This is a genomic window from Streptomyces sp. NBC_00984 (assembly GCF_045162475.1).
Taxonomy (GTDB): Bacteria; Actinomycetota; Actinomycetes; order Streptomycetales; family Streptomycetaceae; genus Streptomyces.
The window spans coordinates 404,571-419,686 of sequence record NZ_CP108734.1; the positions used below are offsets into that span (position 1 = coordinate 404,571).

The window sequence follows — 15,116 nt, forward strand, 5'->3', positions numbered from 1 at the left end:
GACGCGATGGGGAGCGGGTCAAGGACGAGGTGTTGCGTCGCGTGACAGCGGCCAAGTTCCGTACACACACCGACATCCATGATGTTCTGGTGTCCACCGGCGATGCAGAGATCGTCGAGGACACGACCACCGATCACTCCTGAGGTCGCGGTAGAACCGGGAACGGCAAGAACATGCTCGGACGGACCCTCGTCCGTGCCCGTACCCGTACCCGTGGCCGGCTCCGGGACGAATTCGCCGAAACCCACGGGAGCCACGGCCGTCCCGGACGGTGACCGGAGGAGGTGTTCGTGCCCGCTCGCGGTCGAGCAGACGGCCCGTGCCACCCGCCGACGGGCGGGGACACGGGCCGACCGCGCCGTCATCCCGGCCCGGCGTTTCGCTCAGCGTTCAGAGGCCGGCTCAGAACACGAACGGTCCCGGCGACTGAGCGGAGGTCGCGTTGCAGGTCGCGGTGATGCCGAACACCACAACCTTGAGGGACTTGGCCTCCAGGCTGTCCCCCGAGGCGACGGTTCCCTTGAGCGGCCCCGTCGACACAGGGCTTCCGGCGGGGATGGCGGGGTTGGAGTTCCCGGTGAACGTCACCGTTGACGCGCCCTTGGTGAGCGTGAGCGTGGAACTGACCGAGTTCGCCCCGATGCTGATCGGTGCCGTGATGGCGGACGTCGAGACATTGATGGTCGCGCTCGTGCCGTCCTGCGTGGCGGTGAGGGTCGCGCTGCCCGAGCCGTAGGATCCGCAGTCGAAGGAAATGGTGGCGGTGGTGGGGGCGACCGCCTCGGCCGTGGGTGCCAGCGCGAGCGTGCCCGCGGCGAGGGCGGAACAGATGGCGAGTCGCCGTATGCCATACCTCATGGTGGTTGCCCTTCATGTGGGGGGACTGCCGACGCGCTGAATCGACGTGCCGCGCCGGAACACAGCACTCTCTGACGAACCGTCAGGGGAGCTGCCTTCCCCATTGAGGCACGACCCCCTTGAAGCAACAAGGCACATCACCATGATTCTTGACATGCTACGGCCAATTCAGGTCACCCCTGGGGCTCCCCCGTCAGGAGGGCAGCTTCAGATCCGTGCATCCATGGCGCTGCGCGGCACGTTCGGCGAAGGCGCGCAGCGCGGTGCGTAGGTAGCCGCGCGGCGGGGCCGCGTACTCGGTGTCATTGACGGTGAAGAGGGCACGCGGGCCCGTGCCGCACACGGCACTCGCCCAGGCGCTGTGACGGTCGGCGCCCGCGTCGCCGCGGTAGCCGCCGGGGCCGTCCTCGGCGGTGCGCAGGCGTTGCGCGTACGGGCCGAACGCGGCGTCGAACCAGTAGAGTTCCTCGTCCCTCGCCTTGGTCTCGCCGAGTGCGCAGGTCTCCAGGAGGGCGGTGCCGGGGGCGGTGGTCTCACGGTGCCAGTCGACGGAGTCGTCACCGGGGACGGGAACCCCGGCACAGGTGCCCGTGGCATTGCCGGGCGCCGGGCGGTCGTCCTGCACGGGGATCGGCGGCACGCCGGTGCCGTGGGGGGCGTCGCACGACCATTGCTCGGCGGCGCGTTCGGCGGTGGCCGTGGCCAGCCGGGCGATCTGCCGGGTCTCCGCGGCGTTCTCGTGCGACTCGTCGGCACGCACGGCCACCACGAGGGAGGCAGGTCTGTTGGTGCAGTTGAGCACGATGCCGGTCTCGCGGAAATCTGTGTAGCCCCGCCAGCCACCGCCGACGGCGACGGGCAGATGGCCGGAGTCCCCGTCGCGCAGCATCGAGAGCGGGTCGCCGGAGAGGTTGCGGTTGCGGACGGCGTCGTGCGGAATCAGAGCGGCCAGCAGCCGGGTGTCCGCCACCCCGCACTCGTCCCAACGCTCGTCGTCCGCACCACCCGTGCGGTCCCCCGGCAGTCCGGGGTCGGTGGAGTACGCGGTCAGGGCGGCGGACTCGGCGACCGGCAGCAGGCCCTCGCAGTACGTCGCGAGCCGGTCCCCGTACCGCCACCGTTTGCCGGTGTCGCTCGTCCGGTACCAGCCGTAGCCGGCCGCGAGCACCAGGACCAGTGGCACCACGGCGTACAGCCCAATCCGGCGCATCGTCTTCATGGAGCGTCGGCCTCCCCCGTATCGATCACAGGCCCCTGCCTATCATCCGGGGCCCGGGACCCGACAACCGCCCTGCCCGAAATGGGCACTGCTGCGGGCTTCGAGCAGCACGGATCACACCGCGTCCCGCGCGGCCCGTCCCGGGCAGCGCCACAGTCGGCCAAGGCTGGTCGCCGTAGGGGCGGGGCGCGGTCGGCCCCGGCCCGCTCCGCTCGACAGCTAGGGCGTGTTTGAGAAGTCCCGTCCGTCTCGCGGGGTCTGACACGCACGCCTTAGGCCGGCCAGGCGATCTGCCCGTTCGCGACCTCGATCACATCCGGCGTCAGGGCTTCGAGATGCCTCAAACCGCCGATCGGAACGACATCGCCCACGAGCCGGTCGGTGTCGTGAACTCGCGCCGCCAGCCAGCAGAGCAGCTCGCCGACCTGCTCGAATTCGTCCGGGTGGATCTCCTGCCGGGAGGTCAGCGACCAGCCTTTCCGCGGCAGGTCCGAGCGGTCGGCCAGTGCCGAGCCGAGCACACCGCCCACCCGCCAGGCAGCGCCGCTGCCGGCAAGCAGTGGACGAGGTTCGTCCTCGATCACCGGGTCCCCCGTCTCGTCCACCACCACGATCGGGAACGCGGTCACGATGGACAGGCGCTCCGGCTGCGGCCCGATTCCCAGATGCCAGCGCAGCTCGGCGAGCTCCTGCTCGGAGAGTTCGTCCCGCAGATCGACCGATATCGCCAACTCGTACACATCACTCACGCCAGGCACCCTACAGAGAGGGTCCGACATACCGATCAGGACCCGGGACAGGGCGTACACCCACCACGGTCCGCCTCCCGTGATGCGAGGAGTCGCCGCACCCACCGGCCGTGTGACGCGCCCGGTGATTCAACAATCTCGATCCCGGTGCAATGTTTCCGTTCAGGCCCGTTTGTGCCCGAATCTGTTTACATCCCCGAACCGCGGGCGTAATCTGACCGCCAAACCACACACTCAGGCATGGAACGGAACCAAAACAACATGTATGCACCGGAGCGGCAGCAAGCCATCCTCCGCCTCGCCCGCGAGAGCGGCCGGGTCGACGTGCTGTCCCTGGCCGAGGAGTTCCAGGTCACCGCCGAGACCGTGCGGCGTGATCTGAAGAGTCTCGACCGGGCCGGGCTGCTTCGGCGCGTCCATGGCGGCGCGATCCCGGCCGGGCGGCTCGACTTCGAGCCCGACCTCGCCGAGCGCGATGCAGTGGCCATCGACGAGAAGGAACGCATCGCGACAGCCGCGATCGGCGAGCTCCCCACCGACGGCAGCGTGATCATCGACGCGGGCAGTACGGCCGCCCGGCTGGCCGCGGCCGTCCCGCTGGACGCCCACCTCACCGTGGTGACCCATGCGCTGCCGGTGGCCGCCCGGCTCGCCGACCACCCCGGCATCGCGCTGCACCTCGTCGGCGGCCGGGTCCGGCACCGTACCCGCGCCGCCGTCGATGCCTGGGCGTTGAACGCCTACAGCGAGATCAACGCCGACGTCGTCTTCCTCGCCACCAACGGCTTCTCACCGAAGGGCGGCCTGACCACGCCGGACCTGGCCGAGGCCGCCGTCAAACGCGCCATGATCGCTGCCGCCCGGCGGGTCGTGCTCCTGGCCGACTCCGCCAAGTTCGGCCAGGAGCACTTCGCCCGCTTCGGCGATCTCACCCAGGTCGATCTGCTCATCACCGACACCGGACTCGGCTCCGACGACGCCCTCGCCATCGAGAGCCTGGGCCCGGAAGTAGTACGCGCATGATCCTCACCGTCACCCCCAATCCGAGCCTCGACCGTACGTACGAGCTGCCCGAGCTGACCCGCGGAGCCGTGCTGCGGGCCACGGACGACCGGGTCGACCCCGGCGGCAAAGGCATCAACGTCTCGCGCGCTGTCGCGGCGGCCGGCCACCGTACGATCGCTGTCGCACCGCTCGGCGGACCCGAGGGCGCGCTGCTCGCCCGGCTGCTGGGTGAGCACGGCATCGATGCGGCCGGAGTGCCGATCGTCGGCAGCACCCGTATCAATGTGACGCTCGTCGAGCCCGACGGAACACTCACCAAGGTCAACGCGGTGGGCCCGGAGATCACCGCGGCCGAGGCCGAGGCCCTGCTCGATGCCGTACAGACCAGGTCGACGGCCACGGACTGGATCGCCTGCTGCGGCAGCCTGCCACGTGGACTGCCGCCGCAGTGGTACGCCGAGCTGGTGGCGCGGAGCCACCGTGCCGGGGCCCGGATCGCCCTCGACACCTCCGGCGCGGCGCTGACCGCGGCGCTGCGGGAGCGCCCCGATGTGATCAAGCCGAACGCGGAGGAGCTCGCCCAGGCCGTCGGTCGCCCGCTGGCGACGGTGGGCGATGCCGTGAAGGCGGCGGAGGAACTCCGCGAGCGCGGTGCCCGCTCGGTTCTGGCCAGCCTCGGGGCCGACGGCCAGTTGCTGGTCGACGGTGCGGATACGTACTTCGGCAGCGCCCGGGTGCAGACGGTCCGCAGCAACGTCGGAGCGGGCGACGCCTCCCTCGCGGGCTTCCTCGCCGCGGGCGGAAGAGGACCGGCCGCGCTCGCCGCGGCGGTCGCCCACGGCGCGGCGGCCGTACAGCTGCCGGGGAGCGTCATGCCGACCCCGGCCGATCTCGATCTGTCGGCGGTCACCACGACCACCGAAATCCCTCTGGACCGACCCCTGACGGAGCCGACTTCATGACTGCCGCGCATCCGCGCCCCAGCCCGCCACCCCGAGTGTCCCCCGCCGCCCGCAGGACGGTCCACGAGCAAGGAGCCCCGCGATGAATGAACTGATCACCGCGGAACTGGTCGATCTCGATCTGTCCGCCGAGACGAAGCACGACGCCGCCCGGTCGCTCGCCGAGCGGATGGTCGCCGAGGGCCGGGTGACGGACCTCGACGGTTTCCTCGCCGATGTCGCAGCTCGTGAGGCACAGATGCCGACCGGTCTGGACGGCGGCATCGGCATCCCGCACTGCCGCAGCGAGCATGTCACCGCGCCCACGCTCGCGTTCGGCCGCAGCGGTCCGGGCATCGACTTCGGTGCGGTGGACGGCCCCGCCGATCTGGTCTTCCTGATCGCCGCACCGGCCGGAGCCGACGACGACCACCTCACCATCCTCTCCACGCTGGCGCGGCGGCTGATGGACCCGGACTTCACCGACGCGCTGCGCGCGGAGCGTGACGCCAGTGCGGCCGCGGCCCTCATCCGCGGCAAGGAGGCCCTCCCGGCCGATTCGGCTCCGGAGGCCTCGCCCCCGGACGACGCACCGGTGGACAACCCCGGCGCGGACAGCGTCGCACCGGCCGCCGCCGCACCGTTGCGGATCGTCGCCGTCACGTCCTGTCCGACCGGTATCGCCCACACCTACATGGCGGCCGAATCGCTGGCAGCCGCGGCCCGTGCCGAGGGCGTGGTGCTCGATGTCGAGACGCAGGGCTCGGCCGGGTTCGAGCGGCTCGATCCCGGGCTGATCGCCTCCGCCGACGCGGTCATCTGGGCGCATGACGTCGAGGTGCGCGAGAAGGCCCGGTTCGACGGCAAGCCCATCGTCGACACCGGGGTCAAGGCGGGGATCAACCGCCCTGCCGAACTGATCGCCGAAGCGAAGCGGAAGGCTGAGCGCGGCGAGACCTGCACCATCGCGGCCGACGCCGCTCAGCAGGACAGTGGAGCCGCGACCGGCGGTGACCACGCCCACTTCGGGATCCGGCTGCGGACCTATCTGATGTCCGGCGTCAGTTACATGGTGCCGTTCGTCGCCGCGGGCGGGCTTCTCATCGCCCTGTCCTTCGCCATCGGCGGCTACGAGATAGCCGGTGCGAAATCCGTCGCGGACCACTTCGTCTGGGGCGAGGCCGACAGTTGGGCGGCTCTGCTCAACCAGATCGGCACCGCCGCATTCGCCTTCCTGGTGCCGGTGCTGGCCGGGTACATCGCGTACGGCATGGCCGACCGGCCCGCGCTCGTTCCCGGCTTCGTCGGCGGCGCCATCGCACTCACCATCAACGCGGGCTTCCTCGGCGGCCTCGCGGCCGGTCTCCTGGCCGGTGCGGTGGTGATGGCGATCCAACGGGTGAAGGTCCATCCCACCCTGCGGGGCATCATGCCGGTGCTGGTGATTCCACTGATCGCATCGGCGGTCGTCGGCTTCCTGATGTTCATCGTCGTCGGCAAGCCGATCGCGTCCCTCCAACGCGCCCTGACCGACGGGCTCAACGGGCTCTCCGGCTCGAACGCGATCATTCTCGGCATCGTCCTCGGGCTGATGATGTGCTTCGACATGGGCGGGCCGCTCAACAAGGTGGCGTACGCCTTCGCGGTCGGCGGTCTGGCCGACCCGACGCCCGGCAGCCTCAAGGTGATGGCCGCGGTGATGGCCGCCGGTATGGTGCCGCCGCTGGCCATGGCACTCGCGACCACCGTGCGCGGCAGGCTGTTCAGCAAGACCGAACGGGAGAACGGCCGGGCGGCCTGGGTCCTGGGCGCATCCTTCATCAGCGAGGGTGCGATCCCGTTCGCGGCGGCCGACCCGCTCCGGGTGATCCCGTCGGTGATGGCCGGCGGCGCGGTGACCGGTGCCCTTTCGATGGCCTTCGGCTGCACATTGCGGGCCCCGCACGGTGGCATCTTCGTGGTGCCGCTCATCGGGGATCCGTTCCTCTACCTGCTGGCCATCGCCGCCGGTACGACAGTCGCCACCGCCCTGGTCGTCCTGCTCAAGGGCATGCGCCGGAACACGGAGGCATCCGCACAGGCGACCGCAGAGCCCAAGATCTCCGTCGCCGCCTGACGGATTTCCCAGCAACCCCGCAGCCCCACCCTTCCACCACCACAGGAGAGTTCACCATGCATCAGCGCACCGTCGTCATCGGTTCCCGCAGTGGTCTGCACGCCCGCCCGGCCTCCTTGTTCGTCAAGGCCGCTGCCCAGCATTCGGTCAAGGTGACGATCGGCCGGGACGGTCAGAGCGCGGTCGACGCCCGGAGCCTGCTCTCCGTACTCGCCCTCGGGGCCCAGCACGGCGATTCGGTGGTGCTGGCCGCGGAGGGCGAAGGCGCGGAGACTGCGGTCGAGGAGCTGGCCGCGCTCCTCGCTCGCGACCTGGATGCGACGCCGTAGTTTCAACTGCCCCCTGCCGTCCCCCGAGCACCCAGCGGCTCCGGGGACGGTGGGCGTTCCCGGAGCCGTTGGGTCGAACCGGCTGCAATGGCGGGCAGGGCCGTGTTACCACGCTCGGCATCACCGTGTCCGTGGGGCGCGGCTGCCCGGCGAAAGGCGGCAACTTCACACTGCCCGGCCTGCTCACCGGTGTTCGTCGGGGCTGCACAGCAGGCCACCACGGGTACCGGGAGCGTCACCGGTTCACAGCGTTCGGGCGAGCCGGAACCCCAGGTCGTCGATGCGGAACGTGGGGTGGCTCTTGCGGCGGCACGATGCACGACAGCCTCGGGGCCGGTCGAATCCGCCCCCGCCACGGAATACGCGGTACGGGCCGTAGACCTCGGGGTCGTAGAGGTCCCAGCACCACTCCCACACGTTGCCGATCATGTCGTGGAGGCCCCAGGCGTTGGGCATCCTGGTCGCGACGTCGTGCACTTCGTCGCCGGAGTTCCCGCCGTGCCAGGCGATCTCGTCCAGGTCCCCGTAGCGGTCGCCGGAGGTTCCGGCTCTGCATGCGTACTCCCACTCCGCCTCGGACGGGAGCCGATAGCCGTCGGCCTGCCAGTCGCAGACCACGTCCAGCCCGTCAGGGTCGTCGCCCGTCGAGTAGCAGGGCCGGAGGCCCGTCGCCTGCGAGAGCAGGTTGCAGAACCGGACAGCCTCGTTCCAGGAGATCTCGGTCACCGGTGTACGTGGACCGGCCGAACTCGCGGGTATCTCGCCTCGAACCGCCTGGTACAGCTCGCGGGTCACGGGGTACGGCGCCAGTCGGAAGGCGGCGACCTCCACCTTCCAGTCCGTCCTCGTCCCCTCGTCCCGCAGCACGATCTCCCCGCCGGGGATGCTCCTCATGCTCTCCGCATTCGCCTGGCGAGGTATGGATTCCGCGCTCATCGCAGCTCCTCATGTGCTCCAGCCCGTCGACCCGGTGCGCCGGACCGGCAGCATCGCGGGGTGGGTGCCCCGTCCTGCTGTCTCCTGAGCGAGTGAGAATACAGACGAGAGTGACGCAGCGGCGCGGCGCGGTGTTCCCGATGCCCCGTCGTATCGCCCCGAACCGGCACCAGTCGCGACGCTGGACCACGACTCCCCATCCGTTGGGATCAGTACGTGGACGTGGACGTGGGCGTGGATGTGGACGGCGACGGGGCCGCGTCCGCCGCCGGGTCAGTCGCGGTAGCCGGGCATGGTGGTCCAGAGCGGATCGATGTGGCCCAGCCAGGCATCTTGTTCGTCCGCCAACGGTCGCTTCAGGGGAAGCGGGAGGAAGCGGCAGGCGAAGGTGAGGCCGGCGTCATCGCCGTCTCCTCGGACCTGGTGCTCCCACGTGTCAGGGGTGTCGGCCGATGCTCGGAGGAAGAAGAAGGTGGTCCTGCGCGGCTGTCCCGTATCGGGGTGCGGCTTGTCCGCCACGGCGATCTTCCGGACCACGGTGGCTGCCGAAAGCCCGGTTTCCTCCGCGACCTCTCGCAGGACGGCGTGTTCCATTTCTTCGTCCGGTCCCACTCCGCCGGCGGGCACCTGGGTACCGGCTGCCGGCATTCCGATGTGGTCGAACACCAGCAATTCGGGTACGGCACGATTCCGGATCACGTATGCGGCAACACGGATTCTGGGTGGGGTCATACACACATTCTCTGCCACCGGCAGCGCTCGCCGAACGGAACCGCCCGGGACCGGGCTTGAAGGCTGGAGAGCAAAAGGCATCCGCATGCCCATGGGCGCGAGGGACTTTCGCCGGAATACGGGGTTCTCGCCCTGTGGAAGACTGGTTGTGTGACGGTGACAGAGGAGCTCTTGCGACAACAGGACACACTGCGATCCGCGGCGGACGGGGTCAGCGCCGATCTACGGCTGGAGGAATTGCTGCCCAAGGTCGGCCGGCCGGTGCGGGTGGGAAGTTACGCCCTTGGTCTGATGGTCCGTCGCGACCTGGACGTAACGGTGATCTGCCCGCAGCTCGACCCACCGACCCTGGAGGCCGTTGTCGGCATCGGCGCACAACTGGCACAGCACCAGCGGGTGCGGCAGGTCCGGTTCCGCGACGACACCGGTGAGTGGAACACCGACCCGGACTACCCCGACGGACTCTATCTCGGTGTGGACTGTCGCTCAGTGCAAGGTCAGGACTGGACCCTGGACATCTGGTTCGTCGACGAACCCGACCGACAGCCCGACCTCGCCCACCTCAAGGCGATGCCTCCGCGCCTCACTTCCGAGACCCGCTCGGCGATTCTCGAAGTCAAGCGGGCCTGGGCAGACCGTGCCGAGTACGGCAAGTCCGTGAAGAGCGTCGATATCTACCGGTCGGTCCTGGACGACCACGTCCGCACACCCGAACAGTTCGACGAGTGGCGTGCCCGCGCGGAGTCCTGAGGGCGGTCAGCGTCGATTTCGTGGGCATCGTCCGCCGTCCGCCTATCAGGCCCGGACCGGTGCGCGGCATCATGTGATCGTTGACGACTTCGCAGCCTCAGCTGCCTCCGTCACCTGCTCAGCGCGCTCAGGGCGGCGGATAGTCTTGACCGATGACCGACGACCCCTTGCTGCTGAACGTCCAGTTCGACGAAGCCGGCCTCGTCGTGGCCAAAGAGCCTGGTGAGGACGGGGCTTACTGCTTCCCTCTCCATGGCCAGGTGCCGGACGGTTCGCGGTGCTCGCTGCCCCTGGCCGAGGCATTGCACGCGCGGATCCGGCCCGTCGGCACTGCGGAGACCGTGCTGCGGAACTGGGTGACGGGAAGTCCGGCGCGGGAAATGGCTTCCTGGGATGATCCGGCGGCTGCCGATCCGGTGCGGGTCCGGGCCGGCGCGGTGGTGATTCGTGAGCGGCGGATACTGCTCATCGGCTTCGAGGAGGACGGGCAGCCGTTCTACGAGATTCCGGGCGGCGGCGTCGAGGACGGTGAGACTCTGCACGCTGCGGTGATCCGCGAACTGCGGGAGGAGTCCGGCCTGCGCGGCGAAGTGGTCAGGGAAGTGGCCCGTGTCTGGAAGGACAATCGCCGTGAGCACTATTTCCTTCTGCATGCCGAAGGCAAGATCGGTGCGCGTGCGGAACTCGACAACCACGACGGAACGCCCACGTGGATTCCGGTCGACCAGCTGCCCACCACTCCGGTGTGGCCCCGGCGACTGGCCTGGCGCGTCGCTCACTGGCACACGACAGGCTGGCCGACTCGACCGGCCGAACTCGCCGACAGCATCAACGACCTGCAGGCCGCCTGCACTTGGTGAGTGTGTTTCGCGGTTCCCGTCACGGTTGCACACGGGGCACCCGGGCGTCGAACTGACGAAGGCCACAGCCTCCTGAGCACGCGCGCCACGGGAAGGGCCTGCCGCGACCGGGCAATGGAGCTTCTGTCGCGACAGACCCCTCGCAGTGGGCGCCGGGCGGACCGGGTCCGGCCGGCTCCCGGATACCGTCAGGCCGTGTGCAGGGTCAGCCCGTACCGGTTCAGGATCTCATTGATCGGCTGGTGCCAGGCCTCCCCACCGCCGGTGCAGTCGCCCCAGCCACCCGAGGTGACTCCCTGGGCCTGGTCCCCGCTGATGAACGAACCTCCCGAATCTCCCGGCTCGGCGCAGACACTCGTCTTGGTCATCTGATAGACCGCACCCTGGCTGTAGTTCACTGTCTCGTTCGTGGCCAGCACATTGCCGCAGTGCCAGTGGCTGGTGGAGCCGGAACGGCAGATCGAGGCGCCGATGGGCGCCTCCGCGGAGCCCCGCACCAGTTGGTCCGAAACGGTGCCCCAGCCGAGGACCACGGGGACGGTCCACCAGCCGTTGCCGACGCTGACCCAGGCGTAGTCGTCACCGGGGAAGGACGACCCCTGGAAGTTGCCGATGGCCGAACGGTCCCATCCGCTGACCGCGGCGCCCGTCTGTCCGCAATGTCCTGCCGTGACGAAACCGCCGTACACGGAGAAGCCGATGGAGCATCGGACATTGCCCGTGTAGTAGGGATCGCCGCCCACGGTTCCGGCAGCGAAGGTCCTGGGTGCCTCGGGTGTCTGATTCACCCGTACGGGGCCGGTCTCGCGGGCCCGTTCGACGAACTTCCGGACATCGTTGTCACCCGCTGCCGAAGCGACGACGTCGACGACGACCCGGTTGGCCTTGGGGTCGACGTGCCAGCCGCTGACACCGTCCGGCGCGGTCAGCCTGTCGATCCGTGCCTTGGTCGCGTCGAGCTGCCGTGCGTTGTGGCGTACCAGCTCGACGGACGCGCCGGCCGCTCGGACGACGCCCGACTTCCGGCCGTCGGTGACGGCCACGGTGAGCCTGCCCGCGGCCGGATCGAACCAGGAGCCGGCATAGGACGATCCGGCGGCCCGTCGCGCCTTGCCCTGTACGGCGGTTGCCGTCTTCTCCGCGGCCAGCCTGGCCCTGGCCTGACTTTCCGTCAGGCCCAGATCCCTTTGCATGGCGGAGAGCAGTCCTGCGGACGCCGGTGCTTCATCGGTCGCGGAACGGGGTGTCACGGAAGGCGAGTCCGCCGCGGCGGCGGACGCCGGACCCGAGGCAAGACCCACGGTCGCCCAGGCTCCGACAACCAGCGCGGCAGCCAGGCTCGTACGCAGCGCGTTCACACATCTCAAGGCAATGGCCCTTCTGTTGTTCCGGCATCGTGGGGGAGGAACAGCAGGCGTCCGGGAGCTCTCACCTGAGAGCGCTCTCAGAGTGTGCTTGCCGCAACGGACTGTAACGCAGCTCGCCTATCAGGTCCATGCCAATGAACGATTCCGGTCCCGGTCGAGGGGTGCGTCCTTCGCACCACGGCGCCCCCACCGCCCCCGCCTCCCTCCGCTCGGTGCGGACACCTATGCTCGCGTCAGATGATCGCGCGTGCCCGATGCTTCAACTTCCGCCACGGGTCTCGCGCACGGCAGCGCACTCTCCCGCAGGAGCCTCACGATGACTTCCTCCGCCGACGAATCCGCTTCCTGGACCAGGTTGTGGGCGGGCTCCCCGCGGGTTCCCCATACGCCCCTCGACGAGGAGACACGGCGCAGCTCGGAGATTCCGGGCACATTGCTGCCTGCACCGGACGGGATGAATCACCCCCTGGTCTTCGAACCCGCTCTCAAGCAGTTCGCCAATGCCTACCGGGCAGGAGAACCGGACTTCGGCGATGGTGGGGAAGAGGCGGGGCGCACCTGGCATCGGGCGCGGCGTACCGTACTCGACACGGTGCTCGCGTCCATCGCGGACGGCCCGTGGAGCGACCATCTGGTGTTGCGTGGCAGCGTGTTGATGGCCACGTGGTTCGGTAAGGCCGCCCGCGACCCGGGTGATCTGGACTTCCTGTTCGTACCCCGGGACTGGGCCATGGACGACTCTCGGGCCTCGGGTCTCTTCGCCACCATCGCCCGTGACGCGGCAGCGGCCTCCGTCGGTGGCCCCGTCCGGATCGACGCGGCAGGCATGGTGACGGAGGACATCTGGACGTACGACCGGGTTCCGGGCCGACGCATGCTGCTGCCGTGGACGGCGGACGGGGTGCCCGGCGGCACCGTGCAGCTCGACGTGGTGTTCAACGAGACCCTTCCCTCGCCCGCCGTGCTCACCGAACTCCGGCCACTGGGAGACGGCCCGGGTTGCCGGGTGCGGGCCGTCTCCCCCGAGCTGTCGCTGGCCTGGAAGTTGCTGTGGCTGGTCACCGACATGTATCCGCAGGGCAAGGATCTGTACGATGCCGTGCTGCTCGCGGAACACTCCCCACCTGTTTACGAACTGTTGCGGGAGGCCTTCGTTCTCGGCGGGACCGAGGGCCTGCGGCCCGTCCGCGCCCAGTTGTTCGACGATTTGGGAGTACAGACCGGTTGGGAGCACTTCACCGCGGAACACCCGTGGGTCACGGAAAGTGCGGCGAGCTATCGCGGACGTCTCGCGCGAGCGCTGGCACCGCTCCTGGAGACGGAGGTGCCGGCTGACGGGACGGGCCGGCACCGACAGTGGGCCCGGTGGCTTCAGCCACTGGTGGAGGCCACGCGCGCGTCGGCCGCAGGGGACCCTGCCGCCGCGCTCGGGTATCTGGCCGAAGGCGGGCGGGACGGGCTGCTGGCGGCCGTCGTGGTCGTGCGGGAGATCGCCGGGCCCCGGTGTCCGGATCTGGCGGACGCACTCGCCGACGTCCTTTCCCATGAGGGAAGTTGGCAGTACTGGCGGGACCATCCCGAGGCGTGCGCCCGGCTCCTCGACGAGCTGCGCTGATCAACTTCCCCGGGCCCTGGCCCGGTTCAGCCGGCCCGGCCGATCGCGCTGCGCAGCATGGCGACCGTCGTCGCGGCGGCCGCTCGCTCCGCGCCGTCGTCCGTCGCGCGTACTCGCTCCTCCAGGAGGACCACGGCCGCCTGGAGGACACCCACACGCACCGGAACGCTCTGCATCGCCGTCAGTACGGCCGCCGCCTGTTCGGCCGGGGTGGCCGTGGCGGCCTGTGGAATGAGGGTGGTGATTCCGCGCCCGAGCGCGCGGTCGCGAGGCGGCTGAGCCGCGGCTGTGGTCACCCGAGAAGTGTGCCGCACCGGACCCGGGGAATCGGTCAGCGACCTGGCTGTGCCCCTGCGGGACCTTCATGGACATGGGCGTGCACACGCCTCAACAGTGTTGCCAGCTGGGCCTGTTCCGACCCGGTCAGAGGTGCGAGCAGCGCCTCCTGCACAGCCAATGCCTCGGCCTGGAGCTCCCTGAGCGCCGCACGGCCGGCCGGGGTGGGCGTGACGGTCACCCGGCGACGGTCGCCGGTGTCGCGGGCCCGGTCGACGAGACCGGCCACCGAGAGATCGTCCACGATCTTGACGATGTCGCTCCGGTCGATGCCGAGCCGCGATGCCAGTTCCCGTTGTACGTGAGGGCCGAAGTCGACGAGCGCCGACAGCACGGCCATGTGCCAGAGCCGCAGATTTCGCTCGGCCAGTCGTGCCGCCAGCATGCCGCGCGCCGCCTTGCCGGTCTTGGACATCAGATAGGTCGTGAGTCCCAGGAGGCTGGGCGGGGTCTCGCTCATCGGCACTATCTTAGGCCCACACCAATCATAGGTTCTCACCTACCAATCGGAACGCATCATGGATGCCCGCATCCGTGCCTGCCGGAGCACGACGCGCGGCGCCCCGCTCCGGGTGCACCCGCGCCACGCGTCCTGCGCCCCGTCGTCTTGATCCGGTCATGGCCGCGTCCGTGCTCCGGCGTCCGGTCCTCGGTCTCACCGCCCTGGCGCGGCGTCTACCCCCGGGCCCAGTCGCGCATGGCCGTCCGCGACGAGAAGGCGGCGACGTCCTTGTCGAGCGGTTGGTCGGTGTACTGATGAATACGCCAGGACGCCTTGATCCTGGGCTTCCCCGCGGTCACATAGTCGGCGATCCACAGACCGTCCCCGGCATACGACGTGGTGTCGTGGTTCAACCAGAAGTAGCGGTTGCAGTACAGCAGAACCTTGTGGTGGGGCCGCAGGCGCTTGACCTCACGGATGAAGCGGTCCTTTTCGGCATTGCCGGCCCTCGTGCCTTCGCCGTTCTGCTCCCAGTCCACGGCGAGCAGATCACCCGCCTTCTCCGGAGCCTTGCTCACGAAGTACTCGGCCTGGGCCGTGATGTTTCCCGGCCAGAGGAAATGATAAAAGCCGACCACGCACTCCGCGTCCCTCGCACGCTTCACCTGGGCCGCCAGATGCGGATTGGTGTACGAACGTCCCTCGGTGGCCTTGATGAAGACGAAGTCCAGTCCGTCCGTGTCGAAGGACGACTGATGGGAGCTGACATCGACGCCATGCAGCATGGGCACCGCCTTCAAGTGGGCTCAGTGATTCCGTTCTCCTCCTGTAGGTGCCCGCAGTGACTCGTTCCCATCCTTC

Annotated in this window: 16 protein-coding genes; 7 read left to right on the forward strand and 9 right to left on the reverse strand. The window is 69.4% G+C overall.

Translation table 11 applies throughout. The annotated features are described in order from the left end of the window. Positions 1-402: 402 nt before the first annotated feature. From OG520_RS01950 to OG520_RS01960, 3 genes are all read right to left on the reverse strand, one after another. On the reverse strand, positions 403-858 hold the full coding sequence (locus tag OG520_RS01950) for a hypothetical protein (protein WP_399333493.1): 456 nt from the start codon (positions 856-858) through the stop codon (positions 403-405). A gap of 193 nt (positions 859-1,051) precedes the next feature. Beyond that, positions 1,052-2,077, reverse strand: a complete 1,026-nt coding sequence (locus tag OG520_RS01955) for a hypothetical protein (RefSeq protein WP_406011932.1) — start codon at positions 2,075-2,077, stop codon at positions 1,052-1,054. A 272-nt stretch (positions 2,078-2,349) separates the two neighbouring features. Next, on the reverse strand, positions 2,350-2,826 hold the full coding sequence (locus tag OG520_RS01960) for a hypothetical protein (protein WP_406011933.1): 477 nt from the start codon (positions 2,824-2,826) through the stop codon (positions 2,350-2,352). 261 nt (positions 2,827-3,087) lie between these two features. On the opposite strand from OG520_RS01960, the gene OG520_RS01965 reads away from it, so the two are divergent. The 4 genes from OG520_RS01965 to OG520_RS01980 all read left to right on the forward strand — a co-directional run bounded on the left by OG520_RS01965 (position 3,088) and on the right by OG520_RS01980 (position 7,217). Further along, positions 3,088-3,849: a DeoR/GlpR family DNA-binding transcription regulator gene (locus tag OG520_RS01965; protein WP_399333562.1), complete on the forward strand. Its 762-nt coding sequence runs from the start codon at positions 3,088-3,090 to the stop codon at positions 3,847-3,849. Beyond that, positions 3,846-4,793, forward strand: coding sequence for a 1-phosphofructokinase (gene pfkB, locus OG520_RS01970; protein WP_406011934.1), 948 nt, complete (start codon positions 3,846-3,848; stop codon positions 4,791-4,793). Before OG520_RS01965 ends, pfkB begins: the two co-directional genes overlap by 4 nt. 82 nt (positions 4,794-4,875) lie before the next feature. Then, complete coding sequence (locus OG520_RS01975) at positions 4,876-6,888, forward strand: fructose-specific PTS transporter subunit EIIC (protein ID WP_406011935.1); 2,013 nt, start codon at positions 4,876-4,878, stop codon at positions 6,886-6,888. A 56-nt stretch (positions 6,889-6,944) separates the two neighbouring features. After that, positions 6,945-7,217 carry an HPr family phosphocarrier protein gene (locus OG520_RS01980; protein WP_406011936.1) on the forward strand — a complete coding sequence of 91 codons (273 nt, stop codon included), beginning with the start codon at positions 6,945-6,947 and terminating at the stop codon, positions 7,215-7,217. A 243-nt stretch (positions 7,218-7,460) separates the two neighbouring features. Here the strand turns inward: OG520_RS01980 and OG520_RS01985 are convergent, their stop codons facing one another. Together OG520_RS01985 and OG520_RS01990 are read right to left on the reverse strand one after the other, a co-directional pair. Then, the gene (locus OG520_RS01985) at positions 7,461-8,153 is read right to left on the reverse strand and encodes a formylglycine-generating enzyme family protein (RefSeq protein WP_406011937.1); all 693 of its coding nucleotides are present in this window, start codon (positions 8,151-8,153) and stop codon (positions 7,461-7,463) included. Between the two features lie 273 nt (positions 8,154-8,426). Next, the gene (locus OG520_RS01990; RefSeq protein ID WP_406011938.1) at positions 8,427-8,885 is read right to left on the reverse strand and encodes an NUDIX domain-containing protein; all 459 of its coding nucleotides are present in this window, start codon (positions 8,883-8,885) and stop codon (positions 8,427-8,429) included. A 171-nt stretch (positions 8,886-9,056) separates the two neighbouring features. On the opposite strand from OG520_RS01990, the gene OG520_RS01995 reads away from it, so the two are divergent. Next, positions 9,057-9,635 carry a hypothetical protein gene (locus tag OG520_RS01995; protein ID WP_406011939.1) on the forward strand — a complete coding sequence of 193 codons (579 nt, stop codon included), beginning with the start codon at positions 9,057-9,059 and terminating at the stop codon, positions 9,633-9,635. Positions 9,636-9,787: 152 nt separating this feature from the next. Beyond that, a complete protein-coding gene (locus tag OG520_RS02000; protein ID WP_406011940.1) occupies positions 9,788-10,495 on the forward strand; it encodes an NUDIX domain-containing protein in 708 nt (235 codons plus the stop codon). Between the two features lie 188 nt (positions 10,496-10,683). On the opposite strand, the gene OG520_RS02005 is transcribed toward OG520_RS02000, so the two are convergent. Further along, positions 10,684-11,844 carry a S1 family peptidase gene (locus tag OG520_RS02005; protein WP_406016398.1) on the reverse strand — a complete coding sequence of 387 codons (1,161 nt, stop codon included), beginning with the start codon at positions 11,842-11,844 and terminating at the stop codon, positions 10,684-10,686. Positions 11,845-12,178: 334 nt separating this feature from the next. Between OG520_RS02005 and OG520_RS02010 the strand changes: the two genes are divergently transcribed. Then, positions 12,179-13,477, forward strand: a complete 1,299-nt coding sequence (locus tag OG520_RS02010) for a nucleotidyl transferase AbiEii/AbiGii toxin family protein (RefSeq protein WP_406011941.1) — start codon at positions 12,179-12,181, stop codon at positions 13,475-13,477. 26 nt (positions 13,478-13,503) lie between these two features. On the opposite strand, the gene OG520_RS02015 is transcribed toward OG520_RS02010, so the two are convergent. The 3 genes from OG520_RS02015 to OG520_RS02025 form a co-directional block, all read right to left on the reverse strand. After that, a complete protein-coding gene (locus OG520_RS02015; protein ID WP_266431065.1) occupies positions 13,504-13,773 on the reverse strand; it encodes a hypothetical protein in 270 nt (89 codons plus the stop codon). Between the two features lie 35 nt (positions 13,774-13,808). Then, positions 13,809-14,273, reverse strand: a complete 465-nt coding sequence (locus tag OG520_RS02020) for a MarR family winged helix-turn-helix transcriptional regulator (protein ID WP_406011942.1) — start codon at positions 14,271-14,273, stop codon at positions 13,809-13,811. Between the two features lie 215 nt (positions 14,274-14,488). Then, on the reverse strand, positions 14,489-15,040 hold the full coding sequence (locus OG520_RS02025; protein WP_399333470.1) for a glycoside hydrolase family 25 protein: 552 nt from the start codon (positions 15,038-15,040) through the stop codon (positions 14,489-14,491). Positions 15,041-15,116: the final 76 nt, after the last annotated feature.